Origin of the sequence: Actinokineospora sp. UTMC 2448 (genome assembly GCF_024760565.1) — a bacterium.
GTDB lineage: Bacteria > Actinomycetota > Actinomycetes > Mycobacteriales > Pseudonocardiaceae > Actinokineospora > Actinokineospora fastidiosa.
The window spans coordinates 1,002,857-1,025,961 of the sequence record NZ_CP031087.1 but is presented as its reverse complement, the minus strand read 5'-3'; the positions used below and the strand labels follow the sequence as shown (position 1 = coordinate 1,025,961).

Genomic DNA, 23,105 nt, shown 5'->3' with positions numbered 1-23,105 from the left:
AACTAGTGCTCACAGCCGGCGAAGTCCCGTGAGCACCCGGTTCAACATCGTCAGGTCGGGCACCCCGTCCGGCGTCGCGTGCACGCGGACGACCCCGGCCGCGGCCAGGTCCGCGATCAGCACCCGGGCCACGCCCAGCGGCACCGACAGCAGCGCGGCGACCTCGGCGACCGACCGCGGCGTCCGGCACAGCTCGGTGATCGCCCGCGACGACCACGACGTCCGCGCGTCCAGCCGGACGGTGTGCACGAGGGCCTCGATCGCCAGGTCCCCTCGGGCCCGGGTGCGGCCGCGGGTCCACGCGTACGGCCGCACCAGCGCGTGCGACTCCGGGCGGGTCAGCCAGTCGGCGTACTCGTCGGTCCAGTGGTCCTCCCCCGTCTCGACCGGGGTGTCGGCGTCCCACCAGGCGTCGGCGACCGGGGCCGGGTCCGCTTTCCGCGCCGCGCGCTTGCGTTTGCGGCCGGTCCGGCCGAATCGCGCCCCGGTCAGGCCGATCGGCGAGTCCGCGGCGGGCGGTTCCGCCAGGACGGGATCGACCTCGGCGGCGGGCAGCGGCCCCTGCGGGCCGAACCGGGCACCGGTGCTGCCGACTTCGGGATTCCCTCGCGCCCGCTGGGTGCTGCGGGCGACCACGGTCTTCTGTACCAACGCCTGCCCCAAGGCTTCCGTCTGACAGAGCGCCCCACGCTAGCGGCGGGACCGGCCACCGAGGTGTCCCGCGCGTTTATTTCGTGTTTCTCCACTCGAACGGCGCAAGGCCAGCCGTCAGTCGGCGAGCAGGACCTTGACCGCCCGGCGCTCGTCCATCGCCCGGTAGCCCTCGGCGGCCTCCTCCAGCGGAAGCGTGCGGTCGAAGACCCGCCCGGGATCGATCTTCCGCTCCCAGATGAGCCGGATCAGCTCCGGCAGGAACCGGCGCCTGCATCGTCGACTCCTGCGCGCCGACGGCCTCGACCACGCTGTGCGCGCCCAACCCGCCGGTCGGCCAAGACCGCCATGAGGCCGACCGCCCCGTCCCCGACGACGGCGAAGGGGATGCGGGCGCGTTCGGCCTGGGTGCCGATCTGCGACACGAACGAGGCGTTCACGCACTTGGACTGGTAGCCGGCGCGGCAGGTCTCGCAGGTGTTGTCGGAGATGACGAACGACCCACGACGAAGTCGCCGACCGCGACGGTCCGCACGTCCGCGCCGACCTCCTCGACCACCCCGACGTACTCGTGGCCCATCACCTGGTGGTCGGCGGGCTCGACGCCGCGGTAGGGCCACAGGTCGGCCCCGCAGACGCAGGTGGCCGTCACCCGGATGACCGCGTCCGTCGGCTCGACATCCTCGGCTCCTCGCGGTCCGTCACGCGTACGTCGCCTGCTGCCCGCATGACCACTCCGCGCATGTCCGCCTCCTCGGCCCCCTACCCCCGCAGGACCCACCGGAGTCGGCGGACGCGCTGGCTGAACGCGGACAACCCCGCCACCGGGTGGTGGCGGGGTTGTCCGATCGTCGGTTCACTCCGGGAGCGTGGCGCTCTCCGCGCGCTGGGCGGCCCAATGCGAGACCCGCTCCCAGCGCCTGGCTCGGAGGAGGCCGCGGACCAGGCGGTGCTTGCGCGCCGCCTGCTCCGCCTCCCGCATTCGGGATCTGGCGAGATGTTCGTAGATCAGCATTTGCGTGCTTCCCTCAGGGGTGTAGTCGTACGGCTTCGGGGTGATCAGGTGCGTGTTCATGCGGCGACCTCGTTTCGGGCGCGGGCCGCGCGCTCGGCGGCGTCGCGGGCGGCGTCCTCCTTGCGCGGGCGGCCGCGGGGCCGCTTGCGCGGGATGACCACGCCCCGCTCGAAGATCTCGCCGCCCCAGACGCCCCACGGCTCGTGCCGGGCCAGCGCGGCGGCCAGGCAGGCCGCGCGGACCGGGCAGTCCTCGCAGAGGGTCTTGGCGCGCTCGAGCTCGGCGGGCGCGTCGGCGAACCACAGGTCGGGGTTGTCGGACGACCGGCAGGGCAGGTCAAGCCCGGCGTGCGGAGCCGCGTCGAGCAGCTCGCTCACACCGGTGCTGGACATGTCCAGCAGGTCGGGGAGCACTCCGGCGGTGCGCGGAGCAGTGGCGGTTGACATCTGGTGTCGCTCCAGGTCGAAGTTTTGGGCAAAGAAAAAGGCCGCGGATTCCGGTATCGGAGTCCGCGGCCTCGGGAGCCTGGGTGAGTTGACGTGGCGTCAAGTCACCCATCCCGAGGTGGCGGACGGGAGAGTGGCGGTGAAATCGATGCGCTCGGCGCGCTGCCGTGCCGAAACGACGCTCGCGGAGGCGGCGACGCGCTCGCGGACGTGCTTCGGGCAGACCCCAGCCCCAGACACAGCTCCGCCCATGGGCAGCGCGAGGTAGCCTGGGGTCATCTGGATCATGATGTTCTCCACGATGGCCACCTCCTCACTCGCTGTCGTTTGGGCGGAACTCCCGGGCAGTTCGATCCCGGTGATTGCAGGTTATTGGCCCCACGGCGGGGGCCGCAACCGATTTTCCACTTCTCGGCGTGACGCCGGTCACACTCGTTTGGCCGAGTCGCCGCCGGAGACCAGCGACAGCACCTCGGCGCCGAACTTCTCCAGCTTCTGGGCCCCGATGCCGGAGATCGCCACGAGCGCGGCCCGATCCACCGGACGTTGTTCGGCGATGGCCATCAGCGTCGCGTCAGTGAAAATCACGTAGGCGGGCACCTTCAGCGCCCGGGACCGCTCGTGCCGCCACTCCCGCAGCCGGTCGAGCAGCGGCTCGTCCACCTCGGCCGGGCAGTCCTCGCAGCGGCCCAGCTTGACCGCGAGCGCCCCGACCAGCCGCGCCTCGCACACCCGGCAGAACTTCTCGGTGAACCGCTGCCGGACCGTCGACTCCCGCTTGACCGGCAGCCGCGCCGCGGGGTGGTTGTCCGGGATGAGCCCGTAGAGGAACCGGCTGCGCCTGCGGTAGCGCCCGCCGCCCTCGGTCCGCGCCAGCGACCACGACAGCGACAGGTGCTCGCGGGCGCGCGTCACCCCGACGTACAGCAGCCGCCGCTCCTCCTCCACGGCGGCGGCGTCGCCGTCGGCGTGCTGGATCGGCAGCGTCCCCTCGACCAGGCCGACGAGGAACACCGCGTCCCACTCCAGGCCCTTGGCCGCGTGCAGCGACGCCAGCGTCACGCCGTCGACCGAGGGCGGGTGCTGGGCCTGCGCGCGCTGCTCCAGCTCGTGGCAGAACCGCCGCAGGTCGGCGTCGGCCACCGCAGCCGCCAGCTCCTCGGCCACCTCGACCAGCGCCAGCAGCGACTCCCACCGCTCCCGCGCCGAGCCGCCCGCGGGTGGTTCGGCCGTCAGCCCGACCGCCTCCAGCACCGACCGCACCTGCCCGGGCAGATCGCCGGTGGGCGGGTTGGCGGCGGCCGTGCGCAGCGCCGCCACCGCCTGCCGGATCTCCTGGCGGGCGAAGAACCGCTCGCCACCGCGCACCAGGTAGGGGATGCCCGCCTCGGCCAGCGCCTGCTCGTAGACCTCCGACTGCGCGTTGATGCGGAACAGCACCGCTATCTCACGCAGCGGCGTGCCCGCCTCGGCCAGCTCCTTGACCCGCGCGACCACCGCGGCGGCCTCGGCGGGCTCGTCGTCGAACTCGGCGATCACCGGCTGCGGCCCCGACGGCCGCTGCCCGACCAGCCGCAGCCGCGACCCGGCAGGCCGGTCGCGCGCGGCCGAGATGACCCGGTTGGCCAGCGACACGACCTCCGGGGTCGAGCGGTAGTCCCGCTCCAGCCGCACCACCACCGCGTCCGGGTAGCGCCTGCTGAAATCCAGCAGCGGCCGCGGCGAGGCGCCCGCGAACGAGTAGATGGTCTGGTTGGCGTCACCGACCACCGTGATGTCGTCGCGCTTGCCCAGCCACGCGTCCAGCACCCGCTGCTGCAGCGGGGTCACGTCCTGGTACTCGTCCACCACGAAGCACCGGTACCGGTCGCGGAACTCCTCGGCCACCGCCGAGTGCTCCTCCAGCGCCGCCGCCGTGTGCAGCAGGAGGTCGTCGAAGTCCAGCAGCCGGGCCCGGTTCTTCAGCGCCTCGTAGCCCGCGTACACCGCCGCCACCAGGTCGGCGGACACGGGCGTGGACCGGTGCGCCCTGGCGACCGCCGCCGGGTAGTCCTCCGGCCCGATCAGCGTCGCCTTGGCCCACTCGATCTCGGCCGCGAGGTCCCGCAGCGACTCCCGCTCGGTCGCCGCGCCCGCGCGGTGAGCCGCCTGACCCACCAAACGCAGCTTGCCGTCGATCAGTTCCCACGGTTCGTCGCCGACCACGCGCGGCCAGAAGTACCGCAGCTGGCGCAGCGCGGCGGAGTGGAACGTGCGGGCCTGCGCCGCGTGGATGTCCATCGCCCGAAGCCGGGTCCGCAGCTCCCCCGCCGCCCGGGTCGTGAACGTGACGGCCAGCACCTGACCTGCGGCGACGTGCCCGTCGTGGACCAGAGCGGCGATGCGGCTGACGATCGTCCTCGTCTTGCCCGTCCCGGCGCCCGCGAGCACGCACACCGGCCCCCTCGGGGCCCGCACGGCGGCCAGCTGGTCCGGATCGAGCCCCTCTGAGAATCCCCGCGCGCCGGCCATGCCCAGCATCTTGACAGAGCGCACCGGTGGAGAGCGCGAGCCCGCCCCGTATCCTGGGGAACATGGCGGACAAGCAGGACAAGGCGGCTGCCAAGGCAGCGGCCAAGGAGGCCAAGGCGGCCCGCAAGGCCGAGTCGAAGGCCAAGCGCGGGCAGATCTTCCAGGCGTTCAAGATGCAGCGCAAGGAGGACAAGGGCCTCATCCCGTGGATGCTCGGCGCGTTCCTGCTGGTCGTGGCCGTGGTCTTCGGCATCGGCTGGCTGCTGGGCATCGAATGGTTCCTGCTGCCGGTCGGCATCGCCTTCGGCCTGCTCGCCGCGGTCATCGTCTTCGGCCGCCGCGTCCAGAAGACGGTGTACGGGAAGGCCGAGGGCCAGCCCGGCGCCGCGGCGTGGGCACTGGAGAACCTGCGCGGCCGCTGGCGCGTCACCCCGACCGTCGCGGGCACGACCCAGCTGGACGCCGTGCACCGGGTCATCGGCCGCCCCGGCGTCATCCTGGTCGCGGAGGGCTCCCCGCACCGGGTCAAGACCCTGCTCGGCCAGGAGAAGAAGCGCATCTCCCGGCTCGTGGGCGACACCCCGATCTACGACGTGATCGTGGGCAACGAGGACGGCCAGGTCCCGCTCCGCGGCCTGCAGAAGCACCTGATGAAGCTGCCCAACAACCTGCGCCCGAACGACATCGACACCGTCGAGAAGCGCCTCGCCGCCCTGGCCAGCCGCGGCGCCGCGCTCCCCAAGGGCCCCATGCCCCAGGGCGTCAAGATGCGCAGCGTCCAGCGCACCATCCGGCGGCGCTAGCTAGCGGATCCGCAGCTCGATCGTCCCGGTCAGCCGGTCGTGGAACCCGCGGCCGTCGCGGTCCCAGATCGCGGCCGGGATGACCAGGCCCGCCAGGACCGTCCTCGGCACGGATCGCAGCGGGCCCACCATCGCCCCGCCGTCCATCCGCACCACGCGCAGGCCCAGCAGCAGCTTGCCCGGCGTGAACCCCGCCAGCCCGACGCCGACCGCGGTGATGACCAGCCACACGCCCACCGCGACGAGGTTGAACGTCCACTGCGACGCCAGGTCGTCGAGGTCGCGGTCGACGAAGAGCGACGTCACCAGCGACGCCAGCACCAGGTCGACCAGGAACGCGACCAGCCGCGCGCCCGTCCCCGCCACCGAGCCCGGCCCGCGCTCGGGCAGGCCGAGCCGGTCGCCGCGCCAGCGCGCGTCACCCTCCCGGGGCTCCAGCGCCGCGCCCGCCCCCGACAGCCAGGTGCCACTCCATCTGCTCACCCCACCAGCGTAGGACGAGGTGCCGCGCGTGCCCGTCACTGGCATGCTTCGGGCGAAACCGGCCGTCGTTAACACCGACGAAACATCGGGGTGACTGCCGGGCAACACCGCCCTCATAGCGTCATCACGCAGAGCGGGGAAGCCAGCCTGCCCGTCAAGCAGAGCTAGGAGTAAGGAGCCAATCAGCGTGTTCAACTCTTCCGACGAGGTCCTGCGCTTCATCGCCGACGAGGACGTGAAGTTCGTCGACGTCCGGTTCTGCGACCTGCCCGGCGTCATGCAGCACTTCACCGTCCCGGCGTCCGCCTTCGACGAGGACGCCTTCACCGAGGGCCTGGCCTTCGACGGCTCCTCCGTGCGCGGATTCCAGTCGATCCACGAGTCGGACATGCTGCTGCTGCCCGACCCGTACACCGCGCGGCTGGACCCCTTCCGCATCGAGAAGACGCTGATCCTCAACTTCTTCGTGCACGACCCGTTCACCCAGGAGCCCTACAGCCGCGACCCGCGCAACATCGCGCGCAAGGCCGAGCTGTACATCGCCGAGTCCGGCATCGCCGACACCGCGTACTTCGGCCCCGAGGCGGAGTTCTACACCTTCGACTCGGTGCGCTTCGACTACACCGAGAACGGCTCCTTCCACGAGCTCGACTCCGTCGAGGGCTGGTGGAACACCGGCGCCGACGAGAACGGCAACAACAAGGGCTACAAGACCCGCTTCAAGGGCGGCTACTTCCCCGTCCCGCCGGTCGACCACTTCGCCGACATGCGCGACAAGATGGTCATGAACCTGGCCAACGCGGGCTTCACCGTCGAGCGCGCCCACCACGAGGTCGGCACCGGCGGCCAGGCCGAGATCAACTACCGGTTCAACACGCTGCTGCACGCCGCGGACGACCTGCAGCTGTTCAAGTACATCATCAAGAACACGGCCTGGCAGGAGGGCAAGTCCGCCACCTTCATGCCCAAGCCCCTCTTCGGCGACAACGGCTCCGGCATGCACTGCCACCAGTCGCTGTGGAAGGACGGCGTGCCGCTGTTCCACGACGAGTCGGGCTACGCGGGCCTGTCGGACACCGCCCGCCACTACATCGGCGGCCTGCTGGCGCACGCCCCGTCGCTGCTGGCCTTCACCAACCCGACGGTGAACTCCTACCACCGCCTGGTTCCCGGCTACGAGGCCCCGGTCAGCCTGGTGTACTCGCAGCGCAACCGCTCCGCCTGCGTGCGCATCCCGATCACCGGCAACAACGCCAAGGCCAAGCGCGTCGAGTTCCGCTGCCCGGACTCCTCCGGCAACCCGTACCTGGCCTTCGCCGCCATGGTCATGGCCGGTCTCGACGGCGTGAAGAACAAGATCGAGCCGCCTGCCCCGATCGACAAGGACCTCTACGAGCTGCCCCCCGAGGAGGCCAAGGAGGTCGCGCAGGTCCCGGCGTCGCTGGACCAGGTGCTCGACGCGCTGGAGGCCGACCACGACTACCTGCTCGAGGGCGGCGTGTTCACCCCCGACGTCATCGAGACCTGGGTGGCGTTCAAGCGCGAGCACGAGATCGACCCGCTGCGGCTTCGCCCGCACCCGTACGAGTTCGGCCTGTACTACGACTGCTGATCAGTAGCGGGCCACGGGGCGGCGACCAGGGGTCGTCGCCCCGTTTCCATATACCCGAAAGAGTGGGTTTCCCGAACCGATACCCGCTGTGGCATTCCCTTGACAGCACGGAAAGCCGTACGCTCCCGCGCACACCAGTCCGTCCGGCTCTCGGGCGGGCGCATCTTTCCCAGCGATCGTCGAGGACCCGCCATGTTCGCAACCCTAGATCCAGCGCGCCTAGACCGGCTGAAGACGGCCTACGCGGTGCGCAATCTCGATCGGGAAGCCTCGTTCACCCTCGTCCACCACGCCGATCACCAGCCGACCCACGGCGACGTCGTCCTGGCGGAGATCACCAAGGTCGGCTACCACCAGCTGCTGGAGCTCACCGACGGCCGCAAGGCGCGGCTGTACGTGGGCGACGAGGTGCTGGTCGCCTATGGCGCCCGCTACGCCCCCGACCACTTCGAGGCCGAGCTGCCCGACGACCTCGGCGCGTGCGACCTCGTCGCGGCGGGCGGGGTGCTGGGCAAGGTCCGCAGCCGCAACGCCGCGGTCTCCGCGCCGACGACCGTCCGCCCGCTGGGGCTGCTGGGCGACGCGAGCGGCCGGATCATCAACGTCTCCGACCTGGCGCTGGGCACGCCGGTGTCGGCTCTGCGCGTTCCGCCCACGTTCGTCGTCGTGGGCACGTCGATGAACTCGGGCAAGACGACGACCGTCGCGTCCCTCGTGCACGGCCTGACCCGGGCCGGGCTGCGGGTCGGCGCGGCGAAGGTCACCGGCACCGCCGCGGGCGGGGATCCCTGGCTGTTCCGCGACTCCGGCGCGGTCATCGCACTCGACTTCACCGACGCGGGCATGGCGACCACGTTCCGCATCCCCCTGGACCGCCTGGTCGACGGCGCCCTCCTGCTGCACGGCCACCTGATGGCCCGCGGCGTGGACGCCATCGTCCTCGAGGTCGCCGACGGCCTGCTGCAGCCGGAGACCGCGCAGCTGATGGACCGCCCGGAGATCCGCCGGATCACCAGCGGGGTCCTCTTCGCCGCCGCGGACTCCTCCGGCGCCCTCTACGGCGTCCAGCGGCTGCGCGCGGGCAACCACCCGGTGCTGGCGGTCAGCGGCCTGCTCACCACGTCGCCGCTGGCGGTCCGCGAGGCGCAGGCGGGCCTGGACGTCCCGGTCTACGGAGCGCTCGACCTGCAGTCCCCCGCGCTCGCGGGCGAACTGCTGCGCCGCGCCACGGCCGAGGTGCTGATGGACGAGGTCGGCGAGGTCATGGCCTAGTCGAGTTTCCCGAGGTCGAACCCGTGCGCCTCCAGAGCGGCGCGCGGGTCGGCCACCAGCTTGCGCCTGGCGAGGTCCATGACCCCGATGACGCAGGTGATCTCGGCGGACACCGTGCCGTCGAGCTTGGTGATCGTGGAGTCGGCGCGGAACGTCTTGCCCGCGCCGAACTTCACCTCGCAGGTCACGTCGACCGACTCGCCCGCGCGGATCTCCCTGCGGTAGTCGATGGTGGCCGACAGCAGCACCGGCGCGGTCCCGGCCTCGATCAGGCTCGACCAGTGGCAGCCCGCGGCCGCGAAGCCCTCCACCCGGGCGACCTCCGCGTACTGGTGGTACACGGCTTGGTTGAGGTGCCCGAGCGCGTCCAGCTCGTAGCTGCGCACGGGGATGCGGATGCTCCAGGCCATACCCGCACTCTAAGCCGAACGGCCGACTATCCGGCCGCGCGCGTGACCAGTCCCTCAGTCCTCGTAGAACAGCCGCTCGACCACGCCCCGCGCCCGGCGCGTCGTGCGCAGGTAGGCGTCGACGAACGCGCCGGGGTCGGCGCCGGTGTGGCCCACGGCGGCGGCGGTCGCGGCCAGCTCGCGGCCGGACCCGGGCAGCTGGTCGGTCGACTTGCCCCGCACGAGCGTGGCGGCGTTGCGCACGTGGGTGGCCAGCAGCCAGGACTCGCGCAGCGCGGCCGCGTCGGCGTCGTCGACGAGCCCGGCCTCCGCCGCGGCGCGCAGGCCGTCCAGTGTGGACGTGGTCCGCAGCGCGGGATGGGCGTGCGCGTGCCGCAGCTGGATCAGCTGGAGGGTCCACTCGACGTCGGCCAGCCCGCCGCGCCCCAGTTTGGTGTGGGTGTTCGGGTTGGCCCCGCGCGGCAGCCGCTCGGTGTCCACCCTGGCCTTGATGCGCCGGATCTCGCGGATCTGGGCGGTGTCGAGCCCATCGCGGGGATACCGGATCGGCTCGATCATCTCGATGAACCGCGCGCCGAGGTCCTCGTCCCCCGCGATCGGGCTCGCGCGCAGCAGTGCCTGCGCCTCCCAGACCTCCGCCCATTGGGTGTAGTACGCGCGATAGGACTCCAGCGTCCGCACCAGCGGGCCGTTCTTGCCCTCCGGGCGCAGGTCGACGTCCACGTGCAGCGGCGGGTCGCCGCTGGGCGAGCCGAGGAGCTTGCGCAGGCTCTGCGCGACCCGTCCCGCGTAGCGCACGGCATCCTGGTCGGACACGCCGTCGGCGGGCTCGCAGACGAACAGGACGTCGGCGTCGGACCCGTAGCCGAGTTCCGCGCCGCCGAGCCTGCCCATGCCGATGACGGCGATGCGGGCCAGGTGACCGCCGTCCGCCGCCGCCTCGGCCCGGTCGACGGCGGCCAGCGCGGCCTGCAGCACCGCACCCCAGACGCTCGACAGCGCCGCGCAGACGGACTCGACGTCCAGGAACCCCAGGAGGTCGCCGCACGCCACCCGGAGGATCTCGTGCCGCCGCAGCGAGCGCGCGGCGGCCACCGCGTTCCCCAGGTACCCGTGCCGCTTGACGGCGCTGCGCAGCGATGCGGCGACGTCCGCGGGGTCGCGGTGGGTCAGCTCGCGCGGGTCGGCCAGCAGCCGCAGCACCTCGGGCGCGCGGACGATGAGGTCGGGCACCAGCTTCGAGGTGCCCAACAGCGTCGCCAGCCGCTCGGCGACGGCCCCCTCGTCCCGCAGCACCCGCAGGTACCAGGGTGTGGCGGCCAGCGCCTCGGACACCTTGCGGTAGGCCAGCAGCCCGCCGTCGGGGTCGGGCGTGTTGCCGAGGAGATCGAGCAGGACGGGCAGCAGCGCGGTCTGGATGGCCGCGCGCCGGGAGACCCCCGACGTGAGGGCCTTGATGTGCTGCAGGGCCCCGTCGGGCGCGGTGTAGCCGAGGGCGGCGAGCCGGGCCTGCGCCTGGCCCGCCGTCAGCCGCAGCGCGTCGGTCGGCACCCGGGAGACGGCGGCGAGCAGCGGCCGGTAGAACAGCTTCTCGTGCAGCCTGCGGATGTGGTTGGCCTGCTTGCGGAACTCCGCCTGCAACGCCTGCGCCGCCGAGCGCCCACCCTCGGGCCCGATGCCCATGGACCGGGCGAGCCTGCGCAGCTCAACCGTGTCCTCCTCGGCGGGGAACAGGTGCGTGCGCCGCAACCGCTGCAACTGCAACCGGTGTTCGAGCGTGCGCATGAACCGGTAGGACTCAGTCAGCTCGGCGGCGTCGGTGCGCCCGACATAGCCGCCCGCGCCGAGCGCGGCCAGCGCGTCCACAGTGGAGGAGAGCCGCAGTGTCTCGTCCGCGCGGCCGTGCACGAGTTGTAGGAGTTGCACGGCGAACTCGACGTCGCGGAGCCCGCCTCGGCCGAGCTTGAGGTCCCGCTCGATCAGCTCGGAAGGCACGTGCTTCTCCACGCGCCTGCGCATCTCCTGCACGTCGGCGACGAAGTTCTCCCGGTCGGCCGCCGACCACACCATGGGCCGCACGACGCCCATGTACTCCTCGCCCAGCTCCCGGTCCCCCGCGATCGGACGGGCCTTCAGCAGCGCCTGGAACTCCCAGGTGCGCGCCCAGCGCTTGTAGTAGGAGGCGTGCCCGTCCACGGTGCGCACGAGCGCGCCCGCTTTGCCCTCCGGGCGCAGAGCGGCGTCGACCTCGAAACAGGCCTCGCCCGCGACCCGCATCATCGTGCTGGCGACCCGGGTGGCCACGGCGAGGTCGTCCTCGGCGACGAACACGATGTCGACGTCGCTGACGTAGTTGAGCTCGTGCCCGCCGCACTTGCCCATGGCGATGACGGTCAGGCGGGCCTGGTCCTGCGCGCCCTCCTGGTCCGCCCACGCGACGGCGAGCGCGGCCCGCAACGCGGCCTCGGCGAGATCGGTCAGCTGGGCGGTGACCGCGACGTAGTCGGCTGGCGGGACACTCGACTCGACGACGTGGCCGAGGTCGTCCCCCGCGACCTCCATCAGCAGTCCGCGATAGGCGAACCGCAGCGCGCGTACCGCCTTGCGACCGCGCAGCCGGGCGACCGGCCCCTGCGGCCCGTCTCCCTCGGCCCCGACCGCGGCGAGCAGCGCGCCGGTGTAGCCGTCGACGGGAGTGCGGGCGCTGGTGAGCCTGCGCCACTCGCTCGGCCGCACCGCGAGGTGGTCGGCCATGGCCGTCGAGGAGCCCAGGACCGCGATGAGCCTGCCGCGGAGCTGCCGGTCCTCGACCAGCGCGGCCCGCAGCTCCGGCCAGCCGTCCGGGTCGGCTTCCCGCACCCGGTCGAGGCCGCGCAGCGCGACGTCCGGCTCCGGGGCACGGGACAACGAGGTCAGGATCGGCTCGTAGTCCGACAGCGGGCCGGAGTCGTCCCAGAGACCGGCGGCGCGCAGTTCGCGCTCCGCCTGGTCGCCGGTGAGGCCGAACCGGGCGGTCGACGGGACGGAGCGGGCGGGATCGGCCATCGGCTAGATCATCGGCAGGGTCGGTCGGGCTGTTTCCGCCGGGGCGAGATCGCCGCGGGCCAGGGCGACGAACCGCTCGGTGAACGGCCGCCAGCACGCCTCGACGTCCTCGTGCAGCTCCGTGAGCCGCGCGGGCGCCAGCTCACCGGGCTTGGCGGAGGCGGCCACATCCGGGTTGCCCGCCGCCCAGCGGAGCACAGTCTCCGGCGAGGTCTCGATGTGGAACTGCACGCCGTAGGCGACCCTGCCGACCCGGAACGCCTGGTTCGGGTAGCGCGCCGCGGCGGCGAGCAGGACGGCCGAGTCGGGCAGCCGCGTCACGACGTCGGAGTGGAACTGCACGACGTCGGGCATCAGCGGCAGGTCGGCGAACAACGGGTCGGTCCACCCGAGGTCGCGCTTGGCGATCAGCCCCGCGCCCGCCTCGGCCCCCTTGTCGCCGGCCTCGACCCGCCCGCCCGTGGCGACGGCGAGGAGCTGGGCGCCCAGGCAGATCGCAAGCAGCGGCACACCCTTGGACACGCAGGCCGACAGAAACGCGCGGACATCGGCCAGGCGCTCGTCGTTGGCGTTCATCGCGCCACCGAGGCAGACGACGGCCTGATGGTCGCCGAGTTCCAGCGGATCACGGCCGTGGCGGACGACGTGCGGCTCCGCGCCTGCGTCGATGAGCCAGTCGGCCAGCCTGCCGGGCGGGTCGTCGTCGTCCAGCTGCAGGACCAGGGTGCGTACGGTCACACGTCGAGGGTATTCGCGACCGGCAGGCGGTGTTCGACGGCCTCCAGCACCGGCCGATACCCGATGCGGCGGTAGATGGCGTTCGACACGGGGTTCGTGACGTCGGTGAACAGCAGCACCTCTCGCGCCCCCTGGTCGAGCGCCGCCTGGGTCACCGCGGCGGTCACCGCGCTGCCGTATCCGCGCCCCCGCTGGTCCTTGGCCGTGTAGACCGGCCCGATCCGGGACATCCCGTGCAGAGGCGGACTGACACCCGCCATCGCCACGGCCGTCCCGTCCGGGTCGCACCACATCCCGAACCTGCGTACGCCGCTAGCGAACGAGCGCCGCACCATCACCTCACCCGCGTCGCCCAAGCCACCCCCGACGTGCGACTCGACGTCGAACTCATCCCACCAGAGCCCCAACAGGGGGATGTCGTCCTCGACCGCCCAGCGGAACGCGCCGGGCACGTCCGGCGGCGTGAACTCCACCAGCCGGTGCAGCCGCAGCGCGAGGGAGTGCAACGCCACTTCGCCCGTAGCGTCTGTCCACAGTGCCATCAACGAGTCCGCGGCATCCCGCGGCCCGGAGAAGCCGCCGCACTCGATCCCCTCCCGCATAAGGTGTTCCACCACGGCTGCATGAGTGCGCGGAGGTAGCCCGGAGACGATGAACGGCCACGGCGGCGTGCGGAACGCGGCGCCGACCGTCCGACCACCCTCCTGGACGGTGATCATCACGACATCCGGGTCATCGTTGTTGAGCGCGCCGGTGAGCACGGTCAACGCCATCGTGTTGCGGACCGGGTCGGCCTGGAGCAACGGCAACGCGTGCTCGGCGAACTCGCGCACCTCGGCGTGCATGACCACATCCATGCCCTGCATGGTGCGTCGCCCCGCGGCAAGCGCGCAAACGATTAAAAGCCTGAAGGCCCGTTCTTGTAACAGTCCGAGAAAACTCTCGGAGCCGTTACAAGAACGGGCCTTCAGGTAATGAAGTCCGGCGGTGTCCTACTCTCCCACACCCTCACGAGTGCAGTACCATCGGCGCTGATGGGCTTAGCTTCCGGGTTCGGAATGGGACCGGGCGTTTCCCCACCGCTAAAACCACCGAAACACTATGAAACAAACAACCCCCACATCCCGCACACCGAGTCTCACCTCGGGTGCTGGGGGGTGGTTGGTGTCTCAGACACCACACAGTGGATGCGTAACATGTTCGTGGCAAGCCCTCGGCCTATTAGTACCGGTCAACTCCACACCTCACAGTGCTTCCATCTCCGGCCTATCAACCCAGTCGTCTACTGGGGACCTTAACCCTCAAAGGGGTGGGAGACCTCATCTTGGAACAGGCTTCCCGCTTAGATGCCTTCAGCGGTTATCCCTTCCGAACGTAGCCAACCAGCCATGCCCCTGGCGGGACAACTGGCACACCAGAGGTTCGTCCGTCCCGGTCCTCTCGTACTAGGGACAGCCTTCCTCAAGTCTCCAACGCGCGCGGCGGATAGGGACCGAACTGTCTCACGACGTTCTAAACCCAGCTCGCGTACCGCTTTAATGGGCGAACAGCCCAACCCTTGGGACCTACTCCAGCCCCAGGATGCGACGAGCCGACATCGAGGTGCCAAACCATGCCGTCGATATGGACTCTTGGGCAAGATCAGCCTGTTATCCCCGGGGTACCTTTTATCCGTTGAGCGACGCCGCTTCCACCAGCCAGCGCCGGATCACTAGTCCCGACTTTCGTCCCTGCTCGACCCGTCAGTCTCACAGTCAAGCCCCCTTGTGCACTTGCACTCAACACCTGATTGCCAACCAGGCTGAGGGAACCTTTGGGCGCCTCCGTTACCCTTTGGGAGGCAACCGCCCCAGTTAAACTACCCACCAGGCACTGTCCCTGAACCGGATCACGGTCCGAGGTTGAGATGCTCAGTACGATCAGAGTGGTATTTCAACGACGACTCCACACCCACTGGCGTGAGCGCTTCCCAGTCTCCCACCTATCCTACACAAACCGAACCAAGCACCAATACCAAGCTATAGTAAAGGTCCCGGGGTCTTTCCGTCCTGCCGCGCGTAACGAGCATCTTTACTCGTAGTGCAATTTCACCGGGCCTGTGGTCGAGACAGCCGAGAAGTCGTTACTCCATTCGTGCAGGTCGGAACTTACCCGACAAGGAATTTCGCTACCTTAGGATGGTTATAGTTACCACCGCCGTTTACTGGCGCTTAAATTCTCAGCTTCGCCCTTACGGGCTAACCGGTCCTCTTAACGTTCCAGCACCGGGCAGGAGTCAGTCCGTATACATCGTCTTACGACTTCGCACGGACCTGTGTTTTTAGTAAACAGTCGCTTCTCGCTGGTCTCTGCGGCCGGCACACCCTAGCCCGCAAAGGGCTTCAAGCACACCGGCCCCCCTTCTCCCGAAGTTACGGGGGCATTTTGCCGAGTTCCTTGACCACAGTTCACCCGAACGCCTCGGTATTCTCTACCTGACCACCTGTGTCGGTTTGGGGTACGGGCCGCACGGACACTCGCTAGAGGCTTTTCTCGGCAGCATGGGATCACTCTACTTCGCCTCAATCGGCTACGCATCACGCCTCACCCTTGATGCAGCACGGATTTGCCTATGCTGCGGGCCACACGCTTGCACCAGTCACCAACAGCTGGCGGAGCTACCCTCCTGCGTCACCCCATCGCTTGACTACTACCGAATCAGATCCCGCGCTCCACCACCACAACCCGAAAGCTGCGGCGGCTTTGGGCGGTTAGTATCAACGGCCTCGTCAGGGACGCGTCCACACGGGTACGGGAATATCAACCCGTTGTCCATCGACTACGCCTGTCGGCCTCGCCTTAGGTCCCGACTTACCCTGGGCGGACGAACCTGCCCCAGGAACCCTTGGTCATCCGGCGGCAGAGATTCTCACTCTGCTTTCGCTACTCATGCCTGCATTCTCACTCGCATGGCCTCCACGGCTAGCTCACGCTGCCGCTTCCAAGGCCACACGACGCTCCCCTACCCATCCACACCACTGCACCCCATCCCAAAGAGACAGGGCGGATGTATTGTGTGAATGACACAGCTTCGGCGGCGCGCTTCAGCCCCGCTACATTGTCGGCGCAGGACCACTTGACCAGTGAGCTATTACGCACTCTTTCAAGGATGGCTGCTTCTAAGCCAACCTCCTGGTTGTCTGGGCGACCCCACATCCTTTCCCACTTAGCGCACACTTAGGGGCCTTAGCTGGTGTTCTGGGCTGTTTCCCTCTCGACTACGAACCTTATCGCCCGCAGTCTCACTGCCACGCTCTCACACACCGGTATTCGGAGTTTGGCTGATTTCGGTAAGCTTGTAGGCCCCCTAGACCATCCAGTGCTCTACCCCCGGCGTGAAACACATGACGCTGCACCTAAATGCATTTCGGGGAGAACCAGCTATCACGGAGTTTGATTGGCCTTTCACCCCTACCCACAGCTCATCCCCCAGGTTTTCAACCCTGGTGGGTTCGGGCCTCCACAACATCTTACTGCTGCTTCACCCTGGCCATGGGTAGATCACCCCGCTTCGGGTCCAGACCACGCGACTCAACCGCCCTCTTCGGACTCGCTTTCGCTACGGCTCCCCCACACGGGTTAACCTCGCCACGCAGCACTGACTCGCAGGCTCATTCTTCAAAAGGCACGCCATCACCCAACAAAGTAGGCTCTGACGGCTTGTAGGCACACGGTTTCAGGTACTCTTTCACTCCCCTCCCGGGGTACTTTTCATCTTTCCCTCACGGTACTAGTCCGCTATCGGTCACCAGGGAGTATTCAGGCTTACCGGGTGGTCCCGGCAAATTCACAGCAGATTCCACGAGCCCGCTGCTACTCGGGAACACCATCGAGAGACATCAGGTTTTCGCCTACGGGACTCTCACCCACTACGGTCGCCCATTCCAGAGACGTTCGACTAACCACGATGCTTTCTGACTCTCTATCAGCCCGGCAGAACTGATCGACAGGTCCCACGACCCCGCACACGCAACCCCTGCCGGGTATCACACGCGCACGGTTTAGCCTCATCCGCTTTCGCTCGCCACTACTCACGGAATCACATGTTGTTTTCTCTTCCTACGGGTACTGAGATGTTTCACTTCCCCGCGTTCCCTCCACACACCCTATACATTCAGGTGCGGGTGACACCACATGACTGGTGCCGGGTTTCCCCATTCGGACATCCTCGGATCACAGCTCGGTTGACAGCTCCCCGAGGCTTATCGCAGCCTCCCACGTCCTTCATCGGCTCCTGGTGCCAAGACATCCACCGTATGCCCTTACACACTTGCCACAAAGATGCTCGCATCCACTGTGCAGTTCTCAAACACCAACCAGAGATCCCCGCATACCGCAACCACAGCACCGCACCCGCGGCCGTCTGACTGCACAGGAACCCTGTAGTGACACTTCCCTCGAGCAACCCCGCAAGCGGGTGTTGTCTCAGGACCCAACAGTGTGCCGCACGCATCGTCCTCGACCCGCCACCCGCTCCGTTCCACGAACCCCCCACAGGGGGCCAGTACTAGGACACCGGGCACCAGACCGACGACCACGCTCCACCAGTAGTTCCACAATTCATCGAGCAACCATCCGAGGCACGGTCGGCCTCGACGATGGTCCTCCACGGTCCCGGGAATAACGGGTCCGTGTCGAGGTGCTCCTTAGAAAGGAGGTGATCCAGCCGCACCTTCCGGTACGGCTACCTTGTTACGACTTCGTCCCAATCGCCAGTCCCACCTTCGACCACTCCCCCCCTTGCGGGTTGGGCCATGGGCTTCGGGTGTTACCGACTTTCGTGACGTGACGGGCGGTGTGTACAAGGCCCGGGAACGTATTCACCGCAGCGTTGCTGATCTGCGATTACTAGCGACTCCGACTTCACGGGGTCGAGTTGCAGACCCCGATCCGAACTGAGACCGGCTTTAAGGGATTCGCTCCACCTCACGGTCTCGCAGCCCTCTGTACCGGCCATTGTAGCATGTGTGAAGCCCTGGACATAAGGGGCATGATGACTTGACGTCATCCCCACCTTCCTCCGAGTTGACCCCGGCAGTCTCCCATGAGTCCCCACCATTACGTGCTGGCAACATGGAACGAGGGTTGCGCTCGTTGCGGGACTTAACCCAACATCTCACGACACGAGCTGACGACAGCCATGCACCACCTGTACACCGACCACAAGGGGGCCGATATCTCTACCGGTTTCCGGTGCATGTCAAGCCCAGGTAAGGTTCTTCGCGTTGCATCGAATTAATCCACATGCTCCGCCGCTTGTGCGGGCCCCCGTCAATTCCTTTGAGTTTTAGCCTTGCGGCCGTACTCCCCAGGCGGGGCGCTTAATGCGTTAGCTACGGCACGGAGAACGTGGAATGCTCCCCACACCTAGCGCCCAACGTTTACGGCGTGGACTACCAGGGTATCTAATCCTGTTCGCTCCCCACGCTTTCGCTCCTCAGCGTCAGTATCGGCCCAGAGACCCGCCTTCGCCACCGGTGTTCCTCCTGATATCTGCGCATTTCACCGCTACACCAGGAATTCCAGTCTCCCCTACCGAACTCAAGTCTGCCCGTATCGACCGCAGGCCCAGAGTTAAGCCCCAGGTTTTCACGGCCGACGCGACAAACCGCCTACGAGCTCTTTACGCCCAATAATTCCGGACAACGCTCGCACCCTACGTATTACCGCGGCTGCTGGCACGTAGTTAGCCGGTGCTTCTTCTCCAGGTACCGTCACTTGCGCTTCGTCCCTGGCGAAAGAGGTTTACAACCCGAAGGCCGTCATCCCTCACGCGGCGTCGCTGCATCAGGCTTTCGCCCATTGTGCAATATTCCCCACTGCTGCCTCCCGTAGGAGTCTGGGCCGTGTCTCAGTCCCAGTGTGGCCGGTCACCCTCTCAGGCCGGCTACCCGTCGTCGCCTTGGTAGGCCACTACCCCACCAACAAGCTGATAGGCCGCGGGCTCATCCCATACCGCCGGAACTTTCCACCACCACGGATGCCCGCAATGGTCCTATCCGGTATTAGACCCAGTTTCCCAGGCTTATCCCAGAGTATGAGGCAGATTACCCACGTGTTACTCACCCGTTCGCCGCTCGTGTACCCCGAAGGGCCTTACCGCTCGACTTGCATGTGTTAAGCACGCCGCCAGCGTTCGTCCTGAGCCAGGATCAAACTCTCCAACAATGATCCATAGCAACCAGACGTATCTGGTCAAAATATACTCAAAGGAACCCACAAACAGGGGTTCACTTCATAAAAGCTCTACTGGCTTTCATCGGCACACTGTTGAGTTCTCAAACAACACACGCACATCCATCAGGCCGCACAGGCGACGCCTCAGGAGGCTGGTATTGCCTAGCTTTGGTTTTGCCCACCGACCAACCCGTGGAGGATCGAAGATCCTTACCGGAAGTTCTGGCTCGGGCAACGACGCACTACGTTACTCGGTCCGATTCGCGGTGTCAACCCGCTCGACCCGGTTGGAGTGTCCGTCCCGATCGGGCGCTAGTCCCGCTTTCGTTCCGGCCGCTCCGTGCGACAGGGAGAAAGTTACGCGGCTTCGATCAGCAAAGTCAAATCGGCTGGTCAGCGCGTTGCGGCGGGTCGGAGCCACAGGGTGCGCACCGCCCCGGAGAGCACCTCGTCGAGCACGTCGTCGGGTGCCACCGCGCGGTCGTCGCCCAGGCGCACCAGCTCATACCCCCACGTCCGGAACTCCCGCAGGACGACGGCGGGGTCATCCCCGAAACCGCTGGTCAGCGGCCCGTCCATCGCCACGATCACGTTCGGCCGGTCCTTGCGGAGCCTGCGCACGAGACCCCCGAGAACCCGGTGCCCACGGCCCGGAACGTCCACCTTCACGACCGACAACCGCTGCCCGGCGGCGGCCGGGACGGCGGTCAGCTCGCGGTCGAGCCGGACGCCCGCGATCGCGAATTCACCCGATGTGGTGGTGATCACGCTTTCTGGATCTTGGGGTCCCACTCGGTACCCACCGCCCGCCGCGGGGGTGGCCACCAGGTCCGCCTGCCCGTCCCACGCCGCCGCCGTGACGACCGCGAGCCGTTCGGCGACAGCCGGGGCGACGTTGGCGGAAACGTTGTGGCGCAACAACTTCACCGCGTCGGGGTCCGGCTCGACCGCGACGACCGTGCCGCTGGTCCCCAACCGCGCGAGCACCCGCAGGGAGTGGTAGCCCACGTACGCGCCCACGTCGAGGAACACCGAGTCGGGCTCGATCAGGGAGTCGACGAGTTCGGCGACCTCGGGTTCCCAGACACCGTTGCTCGACAGGACCGCCGACATGACGCTGTCCTGCGCCGGTAGCCGGATCAGACCCGCGTCGCACAGCACCAGCGAGCTGGGCACGCCGACGTCATCGGGTTCAACCCGCTCGTGCTGCCTGACCACGACTCGCCGGAGCGCATCTGTGGCACGAAGGGCCTGGTCGGCGGACCACCGGCCGACGTCGAGCCGGGCGTCGCGGTCGGCGAGTTCGCGGGAGAGCCGCTCCTCCAACGCGCTTATCCGCGCCTGGCTGCTCTCCAACGCCTCTGTCAGCGCGCGCACCTGGTCCCCGACAGCGGGATCGGCTCGTCTGGTCTGGTTTTTGCGGACGAGAGCCGCGAAGTCCCCTACGGTGCGGACCCCGTCGGCGACCTCGCCGCGCAGCCGCGCGACCTCCTCGCCTGTCGCCGCGATCTGCCTCCCGAGCTGCGAATTCCTCTCCGCGATGAGGTCCAGATCAGCGCGGAGCAGGTCCCCGTCGACGCCAGCACCAGCGGCCGCGATGCGGTCCTGGCGCTCGACCAACCCGGCCGCCGTGCGCTCCACACCCTCCAGCAGCGCGGACATCACCCAGGTCAGATGCGCGTCGTAGTGGTTGAGCACGCGCAGCACACCACGGCGGAGCGCGGGCGCCATCGGGATGCGGTACCCGGCGTCGACGTCGGGTTTGCGCAGGAGAGCGTGCCTGGCGGCCAGCAGCGGACGCAGCGGGTCTTCCTCGGTCGCGGCGGCCAGCGCCCGTTCCGCGCGCCACCCCCGGTAGGCCAGTTCCGTGCGTCTGCGGATAGCCGCTCCCGACACCGCGGGCGAGAGCACCTCGGACAGGTGCGTACGCGCGGCGGTGCCCACTTTGTCAGCAACGGCCACATCGTCGGCCAGCTCGCGGAACGCGCGCGCTCGCTGCTGCTCGGGCAGGGCGACGCAGCCGTCACCGCCCAGGAGTTCGGCGGCCAACCCACCGGCCGTGGTGATGACCGGGACGCCGCGCAGCGAGGTCGCGATCAGCCACTGCTGCACCTGTCCTGCTTGTGGATGGTCCGACGGGTGCAGCGAGACTGCCCAGGTCGCGGCGTCTATCGCGCGCGGGAAGCGGTCCTCGTCGGTGACCAGCCGGACGCGCGGGTCGCTCGCGGACGTCAGCCGAAGGCGTTCAGCGGCCTCGCTGCGCGCGACCGGCTCGGGGACCAGCAGGACCAGGCGGGCGTCCTCCCGCTCGGGAAAGGCCGAGGTGAAGGCGGCGATGACGGCTTCCGAGCCGTCGGCCAGCGCGACGAAGACCGGCCCTTCGCCCAGGTCGAGCGCGGTGCGGGCGAAGTCGGGATCGTCGCGGGCGCCCGGGTCGACGACCGGGAGCGGGACGGTGTGGGTGGCGACGCCGTCGGCGGCGGGCGCCAGGGACGGCCAGGCCAACCAGCGTTCCGCGGTTCCGTCTGGCAGCGGACCGACGCTCTCCCGCACGGCGATGACGTAGCGGTTCTTGGGAGCGGCTACCAGCGGATCGCACAGCAGGACGACCGGGTAACGGCAGTCATCGGCGACCGGAAGGCCGGACGCCTCGGCGGCGCGACGGACGCGCTCGGCGAGCACGCCCTCCCCCAGCACGGTCACACCGATCTGGTCGAGCAGGGCTACCTCGCCCGGTGCTCCTGGTATCGCGCGTTGTGGCAGCCGTCCAGTCAGCACGCCGTCGGTCGCGCACCAGGCGCGATAGTCCGCTCCACTGGGGTCGGGGAACCGTTCTCGCAGGTCAGGGTCGCTCGACCAGACTGCTGCCGCCCAGCGGGTGAGGCCGGGGTGCTCGGCGTCCGGGGCGCAGGCCCAGCGCAGGAACTCGGTGGGGTCGGTGGCCGCCGGTGGGCGCTCTGCGGGGCGTGCCGCGCGGTAGGCGGCGCGGAGCGGAGCTGGGATCTCCGTGCCGTCGGGCAGGCTGCCGAAGCGCACCGTCGGGGTGGTCGCGGGGACGTCGAGTTCGGTGGCGTAGTCGGCGCAGAGCCTGTTGAGCAGCGGGAACTCCGACAACAGGACGCGCGGGTGATCGGTGATGGCCGCGCTGAGCAGCCAGGGGCGCGCCGGGTCGAAGTCGGTGAAGTCGACCGTGCGGAGGGGAGCACCCGCGGCCGTGAGCGTGTGGTCGGCTGCCTTGGCCAACGGGCGCTGGGCAGCGTTCCACCGGGACAGGCCGACGCCGGGATCGCGCAGCACGCGGTGGTCGACCAGTGCGGGGGCGCCGTCGAGGATCTCGGCGGCGCGGGCGGGGTCGGCCTGGGCTGTGTCGGCCCAGGCGTGCAGGAAGTGCTCGGCGCCGGGGGCGGCCAGGATCAGGCCGCCGTCGTAGATGCCCGCGGCGCGCAGGTCGGCGGGGGTCGGGCGCAGGCCGTCGTCGGGGAGCGGGCGCAGGACGCGCGGGACCAGCAGCAGGGCAGCGTCCCCGAGCGCGTTGACCAGGTGGTCGGCCACGGGCGCGTAGACGCGCACGTGCGGGGCGAGGAGCAGGACCGGGCGGTCGTGCTGGGCGATCAGCCACTCGACCAGGCGGGGGCGCAGCGCGGCGGCGGCCTCGGCCGCGGTGTGCCCGGTGGCCAGCACGGCCAGGTCGGTCACCCCGATGTCGGCCGGGCGCAGGACGTCGGGCTCGGCGTCGGCGTCCACGAGCAGGAGGACGAACCGACCGCCGGGGTGGTGCTCGAGCCAGGTGCGGGCGGTGACACGGGCGGCGGGCAGTTCGGCTGCGGCGGCCACCGTGCAGGCGATCACCGGCGGGGACACGTCGGGCACCCGGCCAACCTAGTGCTTTCCGCCGTCTTCCCG

General features: G+C 69.0%; 15 protein-coding genes and 3 rRNA genes. 3 read left to right on the top strand and 15 right to left on the bottom strand.

Annotated features, from left to right (window positions below; all coding sequences use genetic code 11):
• Window positions 1-9 precede the first annotated feature (9 nt).
• The 6 genes from Actkin_RS04890 to Actkin_RS04865 all read right to left on the bottom strand — a co-directional run bounded on the left by Actkin_RS04890 (window position 10) and on the right by Actkin_RS04865 (window position 4,623).
• Window positions 10-651, bottom strand: a complete 642-nt coding sequence (locus Actkin_RS04890; protein WP_258906118.1) for a DUF742 domain-containing protein — start codon at window positions 649-651, stop codon at window positions 10-12.
• Between the two features lie 436 nt (window positions 652-1,087).
• Complete coding sequence (locus Actkin_RS04885) at window positions 1,088-1,303, bottom strand: alcohol dehydrogenase catalytic domain-containing protein (protein WP_258906116.1); 216 nt, start codon at window positions 1,301-1,303, stop codon at window positions 1,088-1,090.
• Window positions 1,304-1,507: 204 nt separating this feature from the next.
• On the bottom strand, window positions 1,508-1,726 hold the full coding sequence (locus Actkin_RS04880) for a hypothetical protein (protein ID WP_189212440.1): 219 nt from the start codon (window positions 1,724-1,726) through the stop codon (window positions 1,508-1,510).
• Window positions 1,723-2,112 (bottom strand): WhiB family transcriptional regulator, encoded by a 390-nt coding sequence (locus tag Actkin_RS04875; RefSeq protein ID WP_373292424.1) that lies wholly within the window; start codon window positions 2,110-2,112, stop codon window positions 1,723-1,725. Before Actkin_RS04875 ends, Actkin_RS04880 begins: the two co-directional genes overlap by 4 nt.
• Before the next feature lie 99 nt (window positions 2,113-2,211).
• A complete protein-coding gene (locus Actkin_RS04870) occupies window positions 2,212-2,412 on the bottom strand; it encodes a hypothetical protein (protein ID WP_258906115.1) in 201 nt (66 codons plus the stop codon).
• Window positions 2,413-2,538: 126 nt separating this feature from the next.
• The gene (locus Actkin_RS04865; RefSeq protein ID WP_258906113.1) at window positions 2,539-4,623 is read right to left on the bottom strand and encodes an ATP-dependent DNA helicase UvrD2; all 2,085 of its coding nucleotides are present in this window, start codon (window positions 4,621-4,623) and stop codon (window positions 2,539-2,541) included.
• A 62-nt stretch (window positions 4,624-4,685) separates the two neighbouring features.
• Between Actkin_RS04865 and Actkin_RS04860 the strand changes: the two genes are divergently transcribed.
• Window positions 4,686-5,426 carry a DUF4191 domain-containing protein gene (locus Actkin_RS04860; RefSeq protein ID WP_189212443.1) on the top strand — a complete coding sequence of 247 codons (741 nt, stop codon included), beginning with the start codon at window positions 4,686-4,688 and terminating at the stop codon, window positions 5,424-5,426.
• Here the strand turns inward: Actkin_RS04860 and Actkin_RS04855 are convergent, their stop codons facing one another.
• Window positions 5,427-5,909 carry an RDD family protein gene (locus tag Actkin_RS04855; protein WP_189212444.1) on the bottom strand — a complete coding sequence of 161 codons (483 nt, stop codon included), beginning with the start codon at window positions 5,907-5,909 and terminating at the stop codon, window positions 5,427-5,429.
• 187 nt (window positions 5,910-6,096) lie between these two features.
• Between Actkin_RS04855 and glnA the strand changes: the two genes are divergently transcribed.
• Window positions 6,097-7,521, top strand: coding sequence for a type I glutamate--ammonia ligase (glnA, locus tag Actkin_RS04850; protein WP_189212445.1), 1,425 nt, complete (start codon window positions 6,097-6,099; stop codon window positions 7,519-7,521).
• A gap of 192 nt (window positions 7,522-7,713) precedes the next feature.
• On the top strand, window positions 7,714-8,793 hold the full coding sequence (locus Actkin_RS04845) for a P-loop NTPase family protein (protein WP_189212446.1): 1,080 nt from the start codon (window positions 7,714-7,716) through the stop codon (window positions 8,791-8,793).
• Here Actkin_RS04845 and Actkin_RS04840 read toward each other — a convergent pair.
• The 8 genes from Actkin_RS04840 to Actkin_RS04805 all read right to left on the bottom strand — a co-directional run bounded on the left by Actkin_RS04840 (window position 8,790) and on the right by Actkin_RS04805 (window position 23,072).
• On the bottom strand, window positions 8,790-9,203 hold the full coding sequence (locus tag Actkin_RS04840) for an acyl-CoA thioesterase (RefSeq protein WP_189212447.1): 414 nt from the start codon (window positions 9,201-9,203) through the stop codon (window positions 8,790-8,792). The genes Actkin_RS04845 and Actkin_RS04840 overlap by 4 nt on opposite strands.
• A gap of 54 nt (window positions 9,204-9,257) precedes the next feature.
• The gene (locus Actkin_RS04835; RefSeq protein ID WP_258906112.1) at window positions 9,258-12,248 is read right to left on the bottom strand and encodes a bifunctional [glutamine synthetase] adenylyltransferase/[glutamine synthetase]-adenylyl-L-tyrosine phosphorylase; all 2,991 of its coding nucleotides are present in this window, start codon (window positions 12,246-12,248) and stop codon (window positions 9,258-9,260) included.
• Window positions 12,249-12,251: 3 nt separating this feature from the next.
• On the bottom strand, window positions 12,252-12,986 hold the full coding sequence (locus tag Actkin_RS04830) for a type 1 glutamine amidotransferase (protein WP_258906111.1): 735 nt from the start codon (window positions 12,984-12,986) through the stop codon (window positions 12,252-12,254).
• Window positions 12,983-13,843 carry a GNAT family N-acetyltransferase gene (locus Actkin_RS04825; RefSeq protein WP_258906110.1) on the bottom strand — a complete coding sequence of 287 codons (861 nt, stop codon included), beginning with the start codon at window positions 13,841-13,843 and terminating at the stop codon, window positions 12,983-12,985. The genes Actkin_RS04830 and Actkin_RS04825 overlap by 4 nt, the downstream gene beginning before the upstream one ends.
• A 122-nt stretch (window positions 13,844-13,965) precedes the next feature.
• A 5S ribosomal RNA gene (gene rrf, locus Actkin_RS04820) occupies window positions 13,966-14,082 on the bottom strand.
• Between the two features lie 105 nt (window positions 14,083-14,187).
• Window positions 14,188-17,301, bottom strand: a 23S ribosomal RNA gene (locus Actkin_RS04815).
• A gap of 374 nt (window positions 17,302-17,675) precedes the next feature.
• A 16S ribosomal RNA gene (locus Actkin_RS04810) occupies window positions 17,676-19,193 on the bottom strand.
• Together the 16S, 23S and 5S rRNA genes form the textbook arrangement of a ribosomal RNA operon.
• A 402-nt stretch (window positions 19,194-19,595) precedes the next feature.
• Window positions 19,596-23,072 (bottom strand): FkbM family methyltransferase, encoded by a 3,477-nt coding sequence (locus tag Actkin_RS04805; RefSeq protein ID WP_258906109.1) that lies wholly within the window; start codon window positions 23,070-23,072, stop codon window positions 19,596-19,598.
• Window positions 23,073-23,105: the final 33 nt, after the last annotated feature.